14 protein-coding genes are annotated in these 18,568 nt (G+C 66.6%); 12 read left to right on the top strand and 2 right to left on the bottom strand.

Annotation, left to right across the window (positions count from 1 at the left end):
- Window position 1: 1 nt before the first annotated feature.
- A complete protein-coding gene (locus ACQ4WY_RS00625; RefSeq protein ID WP_353657266.1) occupies window positions 2–748 on the bottom strand; it encodes an N-acyl amino acid synthase FeeM domain-containing protein in 747 nt (248 codons plus the stop codon).
- A 200-nt stretch (window positions 749–948) separates the two neighbouring features.
- Window positions 949–1,572 (bottom strand): XrtA/PEP-CTERM system exopolysaccharide export protein, encoded by a 624-nt coding sequence (locus ACQ4WY_RS00620; protein WP_436502365.1) that lies wholly within the window; start codon window positions 1,570–1,572, stop codon window positions 949–951.
- A gap of 260 nt (window positions 1,573–1,832) precedes the next feature.
- On the opposite strand from ACQ4WY_RS00620, the gene ACQ4WY_RS00615 reads away from it, so the two are divergent.
- From ACQ4WY_RS00615 to ACQ4WY_RS00560, 12 genes are read left to right on the top strand one after another with little or no spacing between them, the layout of a single operon-like run.
- On the top strand, window positions 1,833–3,362 hold the full coding sequence (locus tag ACQ4WY_RS00615) for an XrtA system polysaccharide chain length determinant (protein WP_436502364.1): 1,530 nt from the start codon (window positions 1,833–1,835) through the stop codon (window positions 3,360–3,362).
- Window positions 3,363–3,382: 20 nt separating this feature from the next.
- Window positions 3,383–4,216: an XrtA-associated tyrosine autokinase gene (locus tag ACQ4WY_RS00610; RefSeq protein ID WP_436502363.1), complete on the top strand. Its 834-nt coding sequence runs from the start codon at window positions 3,383–3,385 to the stop codon at window positions 4,214–4,216.
- Window positions 4,200–5,729, top strand: coding sequence for a TIGR03016 family PEP-CTERM system-associated outer membrane protein (locus ACQ4WY_RS00605; protein ID WP_436502362.1), 1,530 nt, complete (start codon window positions 4,200–4,202; stop codon window positions 5,727–5,729). Before ACQ4WY_RS00610 ends, ACQ4WY_RS00605 begins: the two co-directional genes overlap by 17 nt.
- Before the next feature lie 12 nt (window positions 5,730–5,741).
- Window positions 5,742–6,902, top strand: coding sequence for a non-hydrolyzing UDP-N-acetylglucosamine 2-epimerase (gene wecB, locus ACQ4WY_RS00600; RefSeq protein ID WP_436502361.1), 1,161 nt, complete (start codon window positions 5,742–5,744; stop codon window positions 6,900–6,902).
- Window positions 6,899–7,759, top strand: coding sequence for an XrtA system polysaccharide deacetylase (locus ACQ4WY_RS00595; protein WP_436502360.1), 861 nt, complete (start codon window positions 6,899–6,901; stop codon window positions 7,757–7,759). Before wecB ends, ACQ4WY_RS00595 begins: the two co-directional genes overlap by 4 nt.
- Window positions 7,759–8,850, top strand: a complete 1,092-nt coding sequence (locus tag ACQ4WY_RS00590) for a FemAB family XrtA/PEP-CTERM system-associated protein (RefSeq protein ID WP_436504369.1) — start codon at window positions 7,759–7,761, stop codon at window positions 8,848–8,850. Before ACQ4WY_RS00595 ends, ACQ4WY_RS00590 begins: the two co-directional genes overlap by 1 nt.
- 15 nt (window positions 8,851–8,865) lie before the next feature.
- Window positions 8,866–10,146: a TIGR03087 family PEP-CTERM/XrtA system glycosyltransferase gene (locus ACQ4WY_RS00585; RefSeq protein ID WP_436502359.1), complete on the top strand. Its 1,281-nt coding sequence runs from the start codon at window positions 8,866–8,868 to the stop codon at window positions 10,144–10,146.
- Window positions 10,143–11,732, top strand: a complete 1,590-nt coding sequence (gene xrtA, locus ACQ4WY_RS00580) for an exosortase A (RefSeq protein WP_436502358.1) — start codon at window positions 10,143–10,145, stop codon at window positions 11,730–11,732. Before ACQ4WY_RS00585 ends, xrtA begins: the two co-directional genes overlap by 4 nt.
- Complete coding sequence (locus ACQ4WY_RS00575; protein ID WP_436502357.1) at window positions 11,722–12,924, top strand: TIGR03088 family PEP-CTERM/XrtA system glycosyltransferase; 1,203 nt, start codon at window positions 11,722–11,724, stop codon at window positions 12,922–12,924. Before xrtA ends, ACQ4WY_RS00575 begins: the two co-directional genes overlap by 11 nt.
- Window positions 12,925–12,934: 10 nt before the next feature.
- Window positions 12,935–14,887, top strand: a complete 1,953-nt coding sequence (locus ACQ4WY_RS00570) for an XrtA/PEP-CTERM system amidotransferase (RefSeq protein ID WP_436502356.1) — start codon at window positions 12,935–12,937, stop codon at window positions 14,885–14,887.
- A 4-nt stretch (window positions 14,888–14,891) separates the two neighbouring features.
- Window positions 14,892–16,115: a TIGR04063 family PEP-CTERM/XrtA system glycosyltransferase gene (locus tag ACQ4WY_RS00565; protein ID WP_436502355.1), complete on the top strand. Its 1,224-nt coding sequence runs from the start codon at window positions 14,892–14,894 to the stop codon at window positions 16,113–16,115.
- Window positions 16,112–18,550, top strand: a complete 2,439-nt coding sequence (locus tag ACQ4WY_RS00560) for a glycosyltransferase (protein WP_436502354.1) — start codon at window positions 16,112–16,114, stop codon at window positions 18,548–18,550. Before ACQ4WY_RS00565 ends, ACQ4WY_RS00560 begins: the two co-directional genes overlap by 4 nt.
- Window positions 18,551–18,568: the final 18 nt, after the last annotated feature.

The following is an 18,568-nucleotide window of genomic DNA, read 5'->3' as shown; positions in this document are numbered from 1 at the left end:
GTCAGTTGCGCCCCTGCCGCAGCCGGTCGGTAATGCCAGGCTCATCCCATGTTGGAAAAAAAAAGGGGTAAAACGATCGTTCACCCCCATGCTGTTCCATCATGCCGCCGTACTTGCGGATCTGGGCCCCCATGTAATCGAGGTCCAGCCGCAGCAGCACGGCCGGCGCCCCCACGCGCGTGCACTCGCGCTCGCCGCCGAAGTCCTTGAAACCCAGCATGCGCTTGTAAAACACCACGTGACGCGGATTGACTTCGATCACGTAATCCGTAAATTCGTGAATATTGTGGGCATAAATATAAGAAATATGAATCAGCGCCGCAAACACGCGCTTGCTCACGCCCTTGTCGATGGCCAGGCGCGACGGTTCGCACAGGCGCCGGCCCTCTTCACGCAGCACGTCGAGCTTGTCGCGGAAATTTTCATCGGCAGGCAAGCCCGTCTCATCATTATCCAGGCACAGGGTCATGGTGCCGACGGTGCTGCCCGCCGTTTCCGCAAACAGGGTGATTTTATTCAGGGCATGCGCACTGCCGGGATCGACGGCATAGCCTCGCCAGCCGTACATCTTGCGGATCAGCAAACTGGCCGCTTCGCGCCGGCCACGCGAATTGGCCATGCGGATATGAAAGCGCTGCAGGTCCAGCTCGTGCTCCATGGCAGGATCGATCTGCCCCTCGCCCACCACCAGGTCACTGAGGGTACCTGGCGTGTCGAAGGAAATAATGGGTTCATCTTGAAAGCTCATCTTGTCCTCACGTTCATCGGCAGCCGTCGAGACGGACTGAAGCCAATGCCTTGTGACAAGAGAAAAACTGAAGAAGTTCCCACACCCGGCAAAAAAAACAGAAGAAATATGCTATTCAGTCGCAAATTTACACGCTGAAATTTGCCGAAAAGTATAAAAAGACAAATATAAGTGCTGTTTTGATATTGTTGAGATCGCTTCTAAAAGAAGCTCTCCGGTATCAGCAGCACGTCACCCGGCCGCATCATGACATTGGCGGAAATATCGCCTTCTTTCAATAAATCGTCGAGCCGGACGCGCAACTGCTGCTGGCTGCCTTCGCGCATGCGGATGATGCTGGCCTTGTTGCCGGCCGCAAAATCGGTGATGCCGCCCACGGCGATGAGCACGTCCATCAGCGACATGCCCAGACGGTACGGCAGCGCCTGCGGCTTGGCCGCCTCGCCGATCACCCGGATCTGCTCGCCATACGGCCCCGAGAAATTGGTGACGATGACCGTCACCACGGGCTGCTGGATGAACTTGCTCAAGGCTTGCTCGATGTCGCGCGCCAGCTGGGTCGAAGTCTTGCCGCTGGCGGCCAAATCCTCGACCAGCGGCGTGGTGATCTTGCCGTCCGGCCGCACGGCCACCGTCAGGGACACTTCCGGGTTGCGCCAGACGATGATGTTGACGGAGTCACCCGGTCCGATCAGGTAGTCATGCATGGGCGCGCTGTCGTCGGCCGGTGCCAGCGGAGGGGACGTGCGGCAGGCGCCCAGCAGGCTGCCAGCCAAGGCCAGGCCCAGCGCGTTACAGACAAATGCACGGCGAAACGGATTCATGCGGAGCCTCTTCGAGTCGATGGCGCGTCCATGGCCGGCCCCGCAGAACCAGCCTGGGCCGCGAACCTCCTATGATTATTAAAACCCGGCAAGTGAACCTTGAGGCGTATCAAGAAGCAATCATCTTGGGAAATCTTGCCTCACAGCCGCCCTATACTTTGCTTACCCAACAGGCAAGCATTTCTTGCAAGATACCGCCGTTGTCCGCGCCGCGAACCCATCTACCGTGCAGCACCGCACCGTCACCTGAAGGAAGCGACATGGAGCAATTGATACAGCAACTGCTTTCCAGCCTGAAAGGCATCTGGAAATACCGCTGGCATGCGGTCATGGTGGCGTGGCTGGTGGCCATCGTCGGCTTCATCAGGGTGATCACCCTGCCAGACGATTTCCAGACGTCGGCACGCGTGTTTGTCGATACGCAAACCATCCTCAAGCCGCTGATGGCCGGCATGACCAGCGTGCCGAACACGGAACAGCAGGTGGCCATCATGAGCCGCACCCTGCTCAGCCGCCCGAATGTGGAGCGCGTCATGCGCATGGTCGACCTCGACCTGGACACGAAGACCGTGCGCGAGCACGAGGCCCGGCTGGATGAACTGATGAGCCGCATCAAGATTACCGGCACCAACGCCTATGACATCTACACCATCAGCTACAGCGGACGCGACCCGAAGCTGGTGCGCGACGTCGTGCAAAGCCTGCTGACCATCTTTGTCGAAGGCAGCTTCCAGGGCAAGAAAGGTGATTCACAGAAGGCGGTGCAATTCATCGACGAGCAAATCAGGAATTACGAGGACAAGCTGAGCGCGGCGGAAAACCTGGTGAAGGAATTCAAGATCCGCAACAACCTGCTGCTGCCGCGCCAGGGCATCGACTATGGCAGCCAGCTGCTGATGTCGTCCGATAGCCTGAACAATGCCAAGCTGGAACTGGTCGAGGCGGAACAAGCGCGCAAGGCCATCCTGAGCCAGATCGAGGGCGACGAGCCCGTGCTCGATTTGGAACCGAACGCGGCGGCCATCACGAATCCCGAACTCGACGAACGCATCGCTTCGCTCAACAAGAACCTGGACAGCTTGCGCATGCAATTTACGGAATTGCATCCTGACATCATCTCCTCGAAGCGCCTGGTGGCCCAGCTGGAAGAACGCAAGATCGAGGAAAGCAAGCTGAAAACGGCGGCCGGCGACCCGGGCAAGAACTACAGCCCCATGCTGCAGCAGCTGAAGGTGGCGCTGACGGACGCGGACGCGAAGGTGGCGGCCATCAAGGCCCGCGTGCAGGAATACAACGCGCGCAATGAGCGCCTGCTGGCGCAGAGCAATGCCGTGCCCGAAGTGGAATCGCAGCTGGCGCAGCTCAACCGCGACTACATCATCAACAAGGAAAACTATGAAAAGCTGATCGGCCGGCGCGAAGCGGCCAAGCTGTCGGGCGAACTCAGTTCCACCACCGAAATGATGGCCTTCAAGATCATCGACCCGCCCACGGTGCAATATGCGCCCGTCGGCCCGAACCGCCCGCTGCTGTTCAGCGCGGCGCTGGGCGCGGCCTTGGTGGCCGGCGTCGCTACGGCCCTTCTGATCAGCCAGGTGCGCCCCACCTTCCTCAGCCCCGCAGAACTGCGCGACGCCACGGGCTTGAACGTGCTGGGCACGGTATCGATGAACTGGACGGCGCTGCAGCAGGTGCGCCGCCGCCGCGCCCGCTATGGCTTCGGCGCCTGCCTGGGCAGCCTGTTCGTGCTGTACGGCGGGGTCATGACGGCCGCGCTGCTGAAATTCTAGACCACGCCACGGGAGCGACGATGAGCAGCAAGAACAGCGGCATGCAGGAACCCACCATTCTGGGCGTAGCCGAGGCCAGCGTGCCCTATGGCACGGATGGCACGCATGGCGCGACTGCGGCCCAGTCGCCCCGGTACCGCCCCCTGAATCTGGCCCGGTTGGCGGAGCAAGGCATGCTCACGCACGATGGCGGGCGCAGCTCGGTGGCCGAGGATTTCCGCATCATCAAGCGCCCGCTGCTGCGCCAGGCGCGCGCCAGCGGCGCCGAGGCCATCCGCCACGGCAACCTGATCGTCGTCACCAGCGCCATGCCGGGCGAAGGCAAGACCTACTGCGCCGTCAACCTGGCCATGAGCATTGCCATGGAAATGGATATCACGGTGCTGCTGGTCGATGCCGACGTGGCGCGCCCGTCCGTGCTGAAAGTGCTGGGGCTGCCGTCCGAGCCGGGGCTGATGGACGTGCTGCTCGACCCCCAACTGGCCATGGGGGACGTGATCCTGAAAACCAACGTGGCCAACCTGAGCATCCTGCCCGCCGGGCGCAGCAACAAGCACGCGACGGAATTGCTGGCCAGCCGGGCCATGAGCCGCCTGCTGGCTGAAATCGCCAGCCGCTACAGCGACCGCGTTGTCGTCTTCGATTCGCCTCCCCTCCTGATCACCAGCGAGGCGCACGCGCTGGTGGGGCAGATGGGACAAGTAGTGATGGTGGTCGAGGCCGAAACGACGACTCAGCACGCCGTCAAGGAAGCGCTGCGCCAGATCGAATCGTGCGAACACATTCATTTGATCTACAACAAGACCAAATCGTTCCCCGGCAACGACTACTACGGCTATGGCCATTACGATTAGCCGCCGGGGGCCGCTGCCGCTGCTGCCATTGCTTTCCCTGCTGCTGCCCATGCCGGCCGGCGCGGTCGACTGGCTGGTGAAACCATCGCTGCGCCAGCGTATAAGCTATACGGACAATGCCTTGCGTGCGCCGCCAGGCCAGGCACAATCGGACTTCATCACGGAAATCGCGCCCGCCATCGCCCTCATCGGCACGGGCCCCCGCCTGCGCATGCACCTCGATTACAGCTGGCACAAATACCTCTCGGGCCAGCGCGCCGATACGGATAACCACGATCTGCACGCCTCGGCCGACGCCGAGCTGGTGAAGGACTGGTTCTTCATCGATGCGGACGCCAGCGTGAGCCGGCGCAACATCTCGCCGTTCGGCCCGCAACTGATAGCCGAGCTGCCCGACACGGACAATGTCAGCACCGTGCGCACCACCGGCATCAGTCCCTACCTGCGCCACCGTTTCCGCGGCCTGGCCACGGCCGAGCTGCGCTACACGCGCAACACGGTCGACAGCGGCGGCGCACTGCTGTCCGTGCACAGCGATGAAATGGAATTATTGCTCAGCGGCGAGCCCCGCGGCAACGGCTGGACCTGGAACGCCAGCCACGACGTGCGCCGCACCCAGGACAGCAAGCTGGCTCCCGTGCGCATGCAGCGCAGCAGCGTGGGCCTGCGCTATCCGCTCAACAGCAAATGGGCGGCCACGGCCAGCGGCGGCACGGAAAAGGAAGGCTATCTGTCGTCCACCGGCAAGGCGCCGGCGGGCCGCTTCTGGTCGCTGGGCGGCGTGTGGACGCCATCGCCGCGCACCAGCGTGGCCTTCAGCACGGGCAAGCGCTTTTTTGGCACCACTTATAGCCTGGATGCCACTTTCCTGCAGCGCCATACCAACTGGCAACTCAATTACAGCGAAAATATCACCACCATGCCCACGCAGTTTTCGCGCCTGGGCGACCGCGACGCGGGCCGGCTGCTCGATCAATTGTGGCGCGGCATCTTCCCCAATGCGCGCGACCGGCGCTTGCGCATCGATGCCTTCCTGCGCTACGCCAACAGCCTGGGGCCGGAACGGGGCGCCATCAACTACTTCAGCCACCGCTATTTCCTGCAAAAGCAGCTGAAGCTGACGATGGCGCGCGCCACGGCGAAAAGCACGATGATCGTTGGTGTCACCGCCGTCGACCGTACGGCGCAAACGGCCAGCGGCATCGATAGCGGCCTGTTGCCTGGCGTGGAGTTCGGCAGCGAAGACCGCACGCGCCAGATCGGCGGCAATCTGGGCTGGAGCTGGCAAGCCAGTTCGCGCACCAGCATGAATGTCAATGCCGGCTATGCCAGCGTGCGCTCGCTGAGCGCGCCCCGGCGCGACAACAACATCACCTTGACGGCTGGCTACACCCGCATCCTGCAGCCGAACATGACGGCCAGCATCGACGTGCGGCATACGCGGCACGCCAGCAACCGCGGCGGAGACTACCGCGAAAACGGCGTCAGCGCCACGCTCACCATGCAATTCTAAGGAGGCCGCAGCATGTCCGAACTCTCTCTCCCGTCCGCCGCGCCGGCGCATCTGCTGTGCGTGGTGGCCGCGCGCCCCAACCTGATGAAGATGGCGCCCATCCTGGCCGCCCTGGCGCGCCAGGCGAGCGCCGTGCGCGTGACATTGTTGCATACAGGGCAACATTACGATACGGCCATGAACGGACAACTGTTTACGGATCTGGACATGCGCCCGCCCGATATCTGCCTCGACGTCGGCTCCGGAAATCACGCGCAGCAGACGGCCGAGATCATGCGCCGCTTCGACGCCGTGCTCGACGCGCAGCCGCCGCTGGCGCCCGATTGCGTGCTGGTGGTGGGCGACGTCAATTCCACCCTGGCTTGCGCGCTGGTGGCGGCCAAGCGGGCCATCCCCGTAATCCATGTCGAGGCTGGCTTGCGCAGCGGCGACCGGCGCATGCCAGAGGAAATCAACCGCGTGCTGACGGACCAGTTGTCCGACCTGCTGCTGACCAGCGAGGACGGCGCGCGCGCCAACCTGCTGCGCGAAGGGATCGCCCCCGAACGCATCCATTTCACGGGCAATGTCATGATCGACAGCCTGCGGCAGCAACTGCCGCGCGCAGTCAAGCCCGCCGCCACCCTGCGCGCCCACGGCCACGCCTGCCCGCCCGCGTATGGCTTGTTGACCCTGCACCGTCCCTCGAACGTCGATGACGGGGAACAACTGGAAGCGCTGCTGCAAGCGCTGGGGCAGTTGTCAGCACAACTGCCGCTGCTGTTCCCCATCCACCCGCGCACCCGGGCCGGCTTGCGCCTGGCGGGCCTGGAACCGCTGCTGGCACGGCATGCCATCGTGTGCCTTCCGCCGCTGGGCTACCTGGAAATGCTGGGCCTGATGCAGGGCGCGCGCCTGGTGCTGACGGATTCGGGCGGCATCCAGGAAGAAAGCACGGCCCTGGGCGTGCCCTGCCTGACCCTGCGCGCCAATACGGAGCGGCCCGTCACTGTCAGCGATGGCACGAATACCCTGGCAGGCACGCAGCCGGCCGCCATCCTGGCGCTGGCGCGCGCCATCCTGGACACGGGCGGCAAGCGGGGCCGCCTTCCGCCCCTGTGGGATGGCCACGCGGCCACGCGCATCGCCGCCGTCATCGCGCCCTGGCTGGCGGCGCACCGGGGCACGCCATGACGCCGCCGCCTTCATCTTTGATATTGCGCAATGCGCTGACCATCGACGTGGAAGACTATTTCCAGGTGTCCGCCTTTGCGCCGCACATCGCGCGTGCCGACTGGCCGCGCCTGGAATGCCGGGTCGAAGCGAATATCGAGCGCATCCTGCTGCTGCTGGAGGCGCGGCGCATCCACGCCACCTTTTTTACCCTGGGCTGGATCGCCGAGCGCTATCCGGCCATGCTGCGCCGCGTGGCGGACGCCGGACACGAAGTGGCCAGCCACGGCTATGCGCACCTGCGCGCCTGCGATCAGTCAGCCGCGCAGTTCGCCGACGACGTGCGCCACAGCAAGACCATCCTCGAGCAAGTGACGGGGCTGGCCGTGCGCGGCTACCGGGCGCCCAGCTTTTCCATCGGCGCGGCCAATCTGTGGGCCTTCGACGTGCTGCAGGAAGCGGGCTACCGCTACAGTTCCAGCATCTACCCGATCCGCCACGACCATTACGGCATGCCGGACGCTCCCCGCTTCGCCTGGCGCCCGCGCGGGCCGCACGGCATGCTGGAACTGCCCGTCAGCACCGTGCGCCTGCGCGGGCGCAACCTGCCGGCCGGCGGCGGCGGCTATTTTCGATTGATGCCGTATGCACTGTCGCGCTGGCTTTTGCGACGCATCAATTCGCGCGACGGGCAAGCTGGCATATTCTATTTTCATCCTTGGGAACTCGATCCCGGCCAGCCGCGCCCGCTTGGCCTGAGCCCGAAGACGCGCTTTCGCCACTACCTGAACCTGGGGCGCATGGAAGCGCGGCTGGCGCGCCTGACGCGCGATTTCTCCTGGGACCGCATGGACCGTATTTTTCTGGAAAGCACATGATGCACGAGGCCAGCCTTCCGTTCGACCCGGCACCATCCCGCGCCTCCATCGCCGTGCGCTCCCTGCAAGGGCACGAGCATGCGCGCTGGGATGCCTTTGTCGACACGTGCCCGGAAGCGACCTTCTTTCACCGTGCCGGCTGGCAAACCATCATGCAGCAAGGTTTTCACCATGACAGCCATTTCCTGTACGCGGAACAGGATGGGCGCATCGCCGGCGTGCTGCCGCTGGCCCATCTGCGCAGCCGTTTGTTCGGCTCCTCCCTCGTCTCGCTGCCCTTTTGCGTGTACGGCGGCATCGCCGGCGGCAGCGCGGCCGTGCGACTGGCCCTCGACGATGCCGCGCAGGCGCTGGCGCGGCGCCTCGGCGTAGGACACCTGGAATACCGCTGGCGCGAGGTGCCAGAAAATACGCAACTCAGCCCGGACGCGTCTTGGATACACAAACCTTTGTACGCGACCTTCCGCCGCTCCCTGCACCCGGATGCGGAACAGAATCTGCTGGCGATTCCCCGCAAGCAACGCGCCGTCGTGCGCAAGGCCATCGCGGGCGGCCTGCACAGCGCCATCGACAATGATATCGAAGGTTTCTACCCTATCTACGCGGCCAGCGTGCACCGGTTGGGCACGCCCGTCTTCGCGCGCCGCCATTTTGCCCTGCTGCGCACGGTTTTTGGTGACGCCTGCGACATCCTCACCGTGTATCACGGCCGGCAGGCGCAAGCCAGCGTGCTGCTGTTCTATTTCCGCGATGAAGTGCTGCCGTACTACGGTGGCGGCACGCCGCTGGCGCGCAGCACGGGCGCCAACGACTTCATGTACTGGGAAGCGATGCGCCGCGCCAGCGCGCGCGGCTGCAGCCAGTTCGATTTCGGCCGCAGCAAGCTGGGTACCGGGGCATACGACTTCAAGAAGAACTGGGGTTTTATTGCGCAGCCGCTGCCGTATGCCTACAAACTGGTGCGCGCCAGGGCCTTGCCGGAAGTCAATCCCCTGAATCCGAAGTACGCGCTGTTCATCCGCGCCTGGCGCCGCCTGCCGCTGCCGCTGGCCAACCTGCTGGGGCCGCACCTCGTGCGGCAACTGGGCTAAGCAAGGGGACACACTATGCGCGAACTGCTCTTCCTCGCCCACCGCCTGCCGTATCCGCCCAACAAGGGCGACAAGATACGCTCGTGGCACATGCTGCAATACCTGAGCCGGCATTTCCGCGTGCACCTCGGCTGCTTCATCGACGATGACGACGACTGGCAGCACGCGAAAACCGTGGCCGCCCTGTGCGCCAGTACGCGCTACATCGACTTGCAGCGAGGCACGGCCCGCTGGCGCGCCATGCAGGCGCTGCTGTCGCGCCAAGCCATGAGCGTGCAGTACTACCGCGATGCGCGCATGCTGCAATGGGTCGACGGCCTGCTGTCCGGCGGCAAGGTGCGCCACGCGCTGGCCTTTTCCGGGCCCATGGCGCAATACATCGACGGCAGCGCGGGCCGCGCCCTGCACCGCGTGATCGATTTCGTCGATGTCGATTCCGACAAATGGCGCCAGTACGGCGACAGCAAGCCTTGGCCCATGTCGCAACTATACCGGCGCGAAGCGCGGCTGCTGCTGCAGTACGAGCGCCATATCGCCCAGCAGTTCACGGCCACCAGCTTCGTCTCGCCAGCCGAAGCGGCCCTGTTCCGCCAGTGCGCGCCGATGGCGCGGCGCAAGACGGGATACTTCAATAACGGCGTCGACTCGGCGTATTTCACGCCCATGCCGGCCCAGCCCGGCGTGTATCCACCCGGCGTGCAGACACTGGTGTTTACGGGCGCCATGGATTACTGGCCGAACATCGACGCCGTGCAATGGTTCGTGCGCCACGTCTGGCCCGCCCTGCGGCGCCAGTTTCCCCAGTTGCAGTTCTATATCGTCGGCAGCGCGCCCGTACCCGCCGTGGCGGCGCTGGCGCGCGTGGCCGGCGTGGTGGTGACGGGCAAGGTGCCCGACATCCGGCCTTACCTGGCCGGCGCTGCGCTGGCCGTGGCGCCCCTGCGCATCGCCCGCGGCGTGCAAAACAAGGTGCTTGAAGCGATGGCGATGGGCAAGATCGTGCTGGCCACGCCGCAGGCGCTGGAAGGCATCGCCGCCCAGCCGGGCCTGGAACTGCTGCTGGCGCGCGACGATGCCGAATTCATCCACCATGCCGCGCGCGTGCTGCGCAATGCCCAGGGCGACGCGGCCGAAGGGAGCGGCGCGGCCATGGGCGCGGCGGCGCGCCAACTGGTCTTGCAGGATTACGACTGGGAACGCAATCTGCGCGGCCTGGGGGCCATGCTGGGCCTGCCTGCCGATGCGGCTGCCAGCGCAGCTGCGCCTGTGCACCCCGTGCCGGAGATATCCACATGAGCTTGCAGCTCGAGCAGGTGGCCCACTTGCCGGATGCGGCCGTCTGGCCGCGCGGACATAGCCCGCAACAAGCCCTGAGGGCCTTGCTGCTGTCCCTGGCCGCCGTCGTGCTGTTGTACCACGCCACTTTCTGGTCGATGCTGGAACTGTGGGCCCGCTCGCAGACGTTCGCGCATGGTTTCCTGATCGTGCCCATCAGCTGCTGGCTGGCCTGGCGCCAGCGTAGCCGCCTGGCCGCGCTGGCACCCCAGCCGTCGCGGCAGGGCTTGCTGCTGCTGGGCGCGCTGGGCCTGGCCTGGCTGCTGGCCGATGCCGCCAACGTGCCTGTGGTGGAACAATATGCGGCCACGGCCATGCTGCCCGCCTGCGTGCTGGCCATCCTCGGCTGGCCAGCCGTGCGCCTGCTGGCTTTTCCACTGGCGTACCTGTTTCTCGCCGTGCCGTTTGGCGAAGTCTTCCTCGATCCCCTGATCGACTTCACGGCCGCCTTCACGGTCACCGCGCTGCAATGGACGGGCGTGCCCGTGTTTCGCGATGGCAGCCATTTTTCGCTGCCCACCGGGAACTGGTCGGTGGTGGAGGCCTGCAGCGGCTTGCGCTACCTGATCGCCGCGCTGGCCCTGGGCGCCCTGTACGCCCACGTCAACTTTCACAGCACACAGCGGCGCCTGGCCGTCATGGCCGCCGCGCTGCTGGTGCCCATCCTCGCCAATGGCGTGCGCGCCTACTTGATCGTGATGCTGGGCCACCTGAGCAACATGCGCCTGGCCGTGGGCGTCGACCACCTGATCTATGGCTGGCTGTTCTTCGGCCTGGTGGCGCTGCTGCTGTTCTGGATTGCCGCGCGCTGGCGCGAATTGCCGCTGGCGCGCGCCGCCTTACCGCCCGTCCTGCCCGCCGCGCCCGTGCGCCTTGGCGCCGGCGCGGCCAGCCCGCGCGCCGTCGTGCACGCCAGCGTCGGCTGCCTGCTGCTGGTGGCGCTGTGGCCGGCGCTGGCCCTGGCCAGCCACCGCGAGGACGGCGCCATACTGCCTGCGACCGTGCTGACCTTGCCTGATCCGCCCACTTGGCGGCGGCTGCACGCTGCGGTCCCCGCGTGGCAGGCGCCGTATGCGGGCGCGCCCGCGCTGTTTGCCGCCACGTATGCGCGCCAGGACGGCGATGGCGCGCCGGTGGGGCTGCAACTGCACTGGTATGCGCGCCAGGTGCGCGATGCCGAACTGCTGACGCATCTATCCTTGCCCTATGGCGCGCGCTGGATGCCTTTGGCGCAGCGCATGCAGCACGTCAACCTGGCAAGCGGCGCCTTGAGCGTACGCGAAAGCGTGCTGGCTTACGGCGGCGAACGCCTGCTGGTGTGGCGTGTGTACCGCCAGGGCGGCATCGTCACGGCCAGGCCCGTGCTGGTGAAACTGCTGCTGGCGCAAGCCAAGCTGCTGGGCAGGCGACAGGATGGCGCCGACCTCATCGTCTTTGCCGCCTACGACGAGCTGGCGCCGCCACCGCGCGCGCATCTGCAAGCGTTCTTGCAGGCGGCACTGCCCCTCATCGAACAACGCTTGCAGGAGCTGCCGCATGGCCCTTGACCTCGATACCTGTGGCACTCATGCGGCCAGCACCGCCCCCCTGATCGTGCACGTGATCCACCAACTCGATGTGGGCGGGCTGGAAAACGGCTTGATCAACCTGATCAACCATTTGCCGCCGGAGCGCTACCGGCACGCCATCGTCTGCATGAAGAATGCCACCGCGTTTCGCCAGCGCCTGACCACCCCTGGTGTCGATATCATCAGCCTGGACAAGCGCGATGGCAAGGACTGGCGCCACTACCTGCACCTGTACCGGGTACTGAAACAGCTGCGTCCAGCACTCGTGCACACGCGCAACCTGGGCTGCCTCGAAGCGCAGCTGCTGGCCTGCCTGGCCGGCGTGCGCTTGCGCGTGCATGGCGAACACGGGCGCGACATGAGCGACTTGCATGGCACCCGCCGCAAATACCGGCTGCTGCGCAAATGCATGTTGCCGCTGGTGCAACACTTCATCGCCGTCAGCGCGGACCTGGGACGATGGCTGGTCGATGCCATCGGCGCGGCGCCCACGCAGGTGTCGCACATCGGCAATGGCGTCGACAGCGTGCAATTCCATCCGCGCCTGGGGCCGCCGGCCGCCGTGGGGCCGCCCGGTTTCCTGTGCAATGGCGCCTTCGTCATCGGCAGCGTGGGCCGCATGGCGGCCGTCAAGGACCATGCCTCGCTGGTGCACGCCTTCCTGCTGTTGCTGGCGCAACCGGGCGCCCGCGCGCGCCTGCGCCTGATCATCGTGGGCGACGGGCCGTGCCGCCAGGCCTGCCTGGATCTGTTGCAGCAGGCCGGCGTGGCCCATCTTGCCTGGCTGCCCGGCGCGCGCGATGACGTGGCGCAACTGCTGCGCGCCATGGACCTGTTCGTGCTGCCGTCCCTGGCCGAAGGCAGCTCGAACACCATCCTCGAAGCGATGGCGACGGGGCTACCCATCGTCGCCACGCAGGTGGGCGGCAATGGGGAACTGGTGCAGTCTGGCTGGAGCGGCACCCTGGTGCCGCCCGATTCGCCCGAGATGCTGGCCGACGCCATGCTCGACTACTACAGCATGCCCGAACTGGGCCCGCGCCACGGCGCCCGCGGGCGGCGCCAGGTGCTGGCCGAACACAGCCTGCCCGCCATGGCCGGCGCCTACCTGGCCGTGTACGACCGCCTGACCGGCGCGCGCCAGCCATCCCCCCTGTCTACCACTCCCTGAAAGGCCTCCCATGTGCGGCATCAGCGGCATCTTTGATTTGCAGGGCCAGCGCGACATCGACGTGCAGCTGCTGGCGCGCATGAACCACAGCCTGCGCCACCGGGGGCCGGACGAAGGAGGATTGCACCGCGAGCCTGGACTGGGCCTGGCGCACCGGCGCCTGTCCGTGATCGACCTGGCCAGCGGCCAGCAGCCGTTGTTCAACGCCGACCGCAGCATCGCCATCGTCTTCAATGGCGAAATCTATAACTATCGCAGCCTGATGGCCGAACTGCGCCAGTTCGGCCACACCTTCCGCACCAGCAGCGACACGGAAGTCATCGTCCACGCCTGGGAACAATGGGGGGAGCAATGCGTGCAGCGCCTGCGCGGCATGTTCGCCTTCGCCCTGTGGGACCGGCGCCGCCACCTGCTGTTCCTGGCGCGCGACCGCCTGGGCGTGAAACCGCTGTATTACGGCGAGGCGCAGGACGGCACCCTGCTGTTTGGCTCCGAACTGAAAGCCCTGCTCGCGCATCCGGCCATGCCGCGCGCGCTCGATCCGCTGGCGGTGGAAGAGTATTTCGCGTACGGCTACGTGCCCGAGCCGCGCAGCATCTTCCAGCACGCGCGCAAGCTGCCACCCGGGCATACCCTCTCCATTCGCGCGGGCCAACTGCTGCCCGCGCCGCAATCGTACTGGGATATTCCGTTCACGCCGAATCCGCCCGCCAGCGAGGCGCAGGCGGCCGACGAACTGCTGGCGCGCCTGCGCGAAGCGGTGCGCATCCGCATGGTGGCCGAAGTGCCGCTCGGTGCCTTTCTGTCGGGCGGCGTCGATTCCAGCGCCGTAGTGGCGCTGATGGCGGGGGCGAGTTCCACGCCCATCAACACCTGCTCCATCTCGTTCGGCGACCCGGCATACAACGAAGCCCGCTACGCCGACCTGGTGGCGCGCCGCTACGCCACGGCGCACCACGCGCGCCAGGTGGAGCAGGACGATTTCGATCTGATCGACCTGCTGGCCAAGCTGTACGACGAACCGTTCGCCGACAGTTCCGCCATGCCCACCTACCGCGTCTGCCAGCTGGCGCGCCAGCGCGTCACGGTGGCCCTGTCGGGCGACGGCGGCGATGAAAGCCTGGCCGGCTACCGGCGCTACCGGCTGCACACGCGCGAGGAAAAAGTGCGCAAGGCGATGGACCCGCTGCTGCCGGCCGGCTTGCGCCAGTCGCTGTTCGGCACCCTGGGCCGGCTGTACCCGAAGGCCGACTGGGCGCCCCGCTTCCTGCGCGCCAAGACTACCTTCGAAGGCCTGGCGCGCGACACGACGGACGCGTATTTTCATGGCGTCAGCCTGCTGGGCGACGCCATGCGCGCGCGCCTGTTCAGCCCCGAGCTGCGCCGCAGCCTGCACGGCTACCGCGCCGTGGAAGTGTTGCGCCGGCACGCGCTGGCCAGTCCCGCGCAAGACCCGCTGTCGCAGGTGCAGTACCTGGACTTGAAAACCTACCTGCCCGGCGACATCCTCACCAAGGTGGACCGCGCCAGCATGGCGCATGCGCTGGAAGTGCGCTCGCCCCTGCTCGACCATGAACTGGTGGCATGGATGTCGGGCCTGCCGCCGCAATTCAAGCTGCGGCGCGGCGAAGGAAAATACCTGCTGAAAAAAGCCCTGCGCCCGCTGCTGCCCGACACCCTGCTGTACCGCCAGAAGATGGGATTTTCCGTGCCGTTGGCCGACTGGTTGCGCGGGCCGCTGCGCCAGCGCCTGCAACAGCGGCTGCTGGGACCCACCCTGGCGCAGTGCGGCCTGTTCGACATGGATTACGTGCGCCTGCTGCTCGATCAACATGCGAGCGGCCGGCGCGACTACAGCGCGCCACTATGGTCGCTGCTGATGTTCGAAGCATTCCTGCGCCAGGTGCTGCCCGTCGATGGCCACCCTGCGCCGGTGCAGGTACCGGCCATGGCAATGGAGTGAAGCCATGCGCATCCTGCACATCCTCGACCACTCGCTGCCCCTGCACAGCGGCTACACCTTCCGCACGCTGGCCATCCTGCTGCAGCAGCGTGCGCTGGGCTGGCACACCATGCAGCTCACCAGTGCCAAGCAGGGACCGTCCGATGGCGCGCAGCAGTTGGTCGACGGCTGGCATTTCTACCGCACGGTGCCCGATGCACGCTGGTGGGCGCGCCTGCCCGTGCTGCGGCAAGTGGCCGTCATCATCGGCCTGGCCGTGCGCCTGCGCAAGCTGGCGCGGCAAACCAGGCCCGACATTCTGCATGCGCACTCGCCCGCCCTGAACGCCATCGCCGCCCTCAACGCGGGCCGCGCGCTGGGCATTCCCGTCGTGTATGAAGTACGCGCCTTCTGGGAAGACGCGGCCGCCGACCATGGCAGCAGCCGGCCCGGCGGCCTGCGCTACCGGCTCACGCGGGCGCTGGAAACCTACGCGCTGCGCCGCGCCGACGCCGTCACCACCATTTGCGACGGCTTGCGGCGCGAGCTGTGCGCGCGCGGCGTGCCTGCGCATAAAATCACCGTGATTCCGAACGCCGTCGATGCCGGAGCCTTCAGCATCACGGCGCCCGAAGACCTGTGGCTGGCGCACAAACTGGGCTTGCATGGCCACCTGGTTATCGGCTTCATCGGCTCGTTTTATGCCTACGAAGGGCTGGCCCTGCTGCTGCGCGCCATGCCGCGCCTGCTTGCGGCGCAGCCGGCGCTGCGGCTGCTGCTGGCCGGCGGCGGTCCACAGGAAACGGCGCTGCGCGCGCTGGCGTCGCAATTGGACGTTGAACACGCCGTCGTCTTCGCGGGCAGAGTGCCGCATGCGCAGGTGGCCGCCTATTATCGGCTGGTCGACATCTGCGTGTATCCGCGCCTGCCCATGCGCCTGACGGAGCTGGTGACGCCCCTGAAACCGCTTGAAGCGATGGCCCAGGGCCGTCTCGTGGTGGCGTCCGACGTGGGCGGCCACCGCGAACTGATCGAACATGGCAAGACGGGCATGCTGTTTCGCGCCGGCGACGCCGAGGCGCTGGCGCAGGCAGTATTACACCTGCTGCTGGCGCCCGCCAGCTGGCCGGCGCTGCGGCGCCAGGCGCGCACTTTCGTCGAGACGGAGCGCAGCTGGGGCGCCAGCGTGGCCCGCTATGCGCCCGTGTATGCGCGCGTGGCGGCGGGTGCCGTCGGAGTCATGCCATGATCTTCACGGGCCTGCGCATCGCCCTGGTCGGCCCGCTGCCGCCGCCGGCAGGCGGCATGGCGAATCAAACGCAGCAACTGGCGCGACTGCTGCGCGAAGACGGCGCGCAAGTGCAGCTGCTGGCCGTCAACGGACCGCATCTGCCCCCGTGGCTGGCGCGCATCCGCTACCTGCGCGCCGCGCTGCGCCTGCCCGTGCACCTGTGGCGCCTGTGGCGCACGGCCAATACGGTCGACCTGTTCCACATCATGGCCAATTCCGGCTGGTCCTGGCATTTGCAGGCCGCGCCCGCGCTGTGGATCGCCAGCCTGAAAGGCAAACCGGCCCTGCTCAATTACCGGGGCGGCGAAGCGGCCGCCTTTTTGGCCCGCTCGCCGCGCCTGGTGGCGTTCAGCCTGCGCCGCGCCAGCGCCATCGTCGTGCCTTCGGCCTACCTAGCCGGCATCTTCGAGCAATATGGCCATACGACCCACATCGTGCCGAACGTGGTGGATTTGCAGCGTTTTACACCAGACACATCCGCCGCGCCACCATCCGCCGATGGCCCGTGCATCCTCGTCGCGCGCCACCTGGAAAGCCTGTACGACAACGCCAGCGCCGTGCGCGCCTTCGCCCTCGTGCGCCAAAGCTATCCTACGGCGCGCCTGGTGCTGGCCGGCGGCGGGCCGCAGCGCGCGGCGCTGGCGCGCCTGGCCAGGTCTCTCGGCGTTCTGGACTCCGTGCGCTTCGCCGGCCCCGTCGACAATGCCGCCATGCCGGCGCTGTACCTGGCCAGCGACATCGTCCTCAACCCCAGCCTGGCCGACAACATGCCCAATTCCGTGCTCGAAGCGCTGGCCTGCGGCGTGCCCGTCGTCAGCACCAACGTGGGCGGCATCCCCGCCCTGCTGCAGGACGGCGTGACGGCGCTGCTGGTGCCACCCGGCGATCCGGCTGCCATGGCGCACGCCATCGTGGCGCTGCTGCGCGCCCCGCCGCGCGCGCAGGCGCTGGTGGACGCGGGCCTGGCGCACGCCGCCACCTTCGGCTGGCCCGGCATCGCGCCCAGGCTGGCCGCGCACTACCGCCGCATCCGCGCCACGCCGCGCCCGGGCGCCTACACGCGTTGCGTGGCACGCTGGCTGTTTTCCCTGCATGAATGGCTCAAGGGCCACCACAGCGCGCGCCTGTTGCACCGGCTGGAACGCTCGCAATGGTGGAGCGTCGAACAGCTGCAGGAGTGGCAGCTGGCGCGCCTGCGCGCGCTGCTGCGCCATGCGGCCGAGCACGTACCGCATTACCGTGCGCTGTTCGCCCGCAGCGGCTTCGATCCCGGCGAAGTCAGGCAACTGAGCGATCTGTCTCGTTTGCCGCTGCTGCGCAAGCGAGATATTGCGAGTGCGCGCGACAGTTTCAAATCCGCCCGCGCCGTGGGCTTGCGCCCGTTCGCCACGGGCGGCTCCAGCGGCGAGCCGCTGCAGTTTTTCCTGGGACGGCGCAGGATCAGCCACGACATCGCCGCCAAGTGGCGCGCCACGCGCTGGTGGGGCGTCGATATCGGCGACCGCGAAGCCGTGTTGTGGGGTTCGCCCATCGAGCTGCATTCGCAAGACCGCGTGCGCCGCCTGCGCGATGCGCTGCTGCGCACCACCCTGCTGCCCGCGTTTGCCATGTCGCCCGCGCGCCTCGACGGCTACGTGCGGCAATTGCGCCGCTGGCGTCCGCGCATGCTGTTCGGCTACCCGTCGGCCCTGTGCCGCATCGCCAGCCACGCCAGCGCGCGCGATTTGCCGCTCGACGGCCTGGGCGTGAAAGTGGCGTTCGTCACGGCCGAACGCCTGTACGACGAGCAGCGCGCGCAGATCGCCGCCGCCTTCGGCTGCCCCGTGGCCAACGGCTACGGCGGGCGGGACGCAGGCTTCATCGCCCACGAATGCCCGGAAGGCGGCATGCACATTACGGCCGAAGACCTCATCGTGGAAATTGTCGATGCCCAGGGCCAGCCGCTGCCGCCAGGGGCCACGGGCGAAATCGTCGTCACCCATTTGGCCACGCAGGACTACCCGTTCATCCGCTACGCCACGGGCGACGTGGGCGCCCTGGGCACGCAAGCGTGCGCCTGCGGCCGCGGACTGCCCCTGCTGCAAAAAATCGAAGGGCGCAGCACGGATTTCCTCACGGCCGTGGACGGCACCGTCATGCACGGCCTGGCCCTCGTCTACATCGTGCGCGAACTGCCGCAAGTGCGCAGTTTCAAGATCATCCAGGAAAGCCTGCTGCGCACACGCGTGCTGCTGGTCTGCCTGCCGCGCCTGGACGAGCCCACCCGCGCCGCCATCGTCACCGGCTTCCAGGCCAGGCTGGGCGCGCAAGTGGACATCGCTATCGAGGAAGTCGACGAAATTGCGGCGGAGGCGTCGGGGAAGTACCGCTATGTGGTGAGCGAGGTGGCGTAGGCAGGCTGCCCACAATTA

The organism is Janthinobacterium salmonicoloratum (assembly GCF_051380845.1).
GTDB lineage: Bacteria > Pseudomonadota > Gammaproteobacteria > Burkholderiales > Burkholderiaceae_D > Janthinobacterium > Janthinobacterium lividum_F.
The sequence above is the reverse complement of the archived record's forward strand: the minus strand, read 5'-3'. Positions and strand labels throughout refer to the sequence as shown.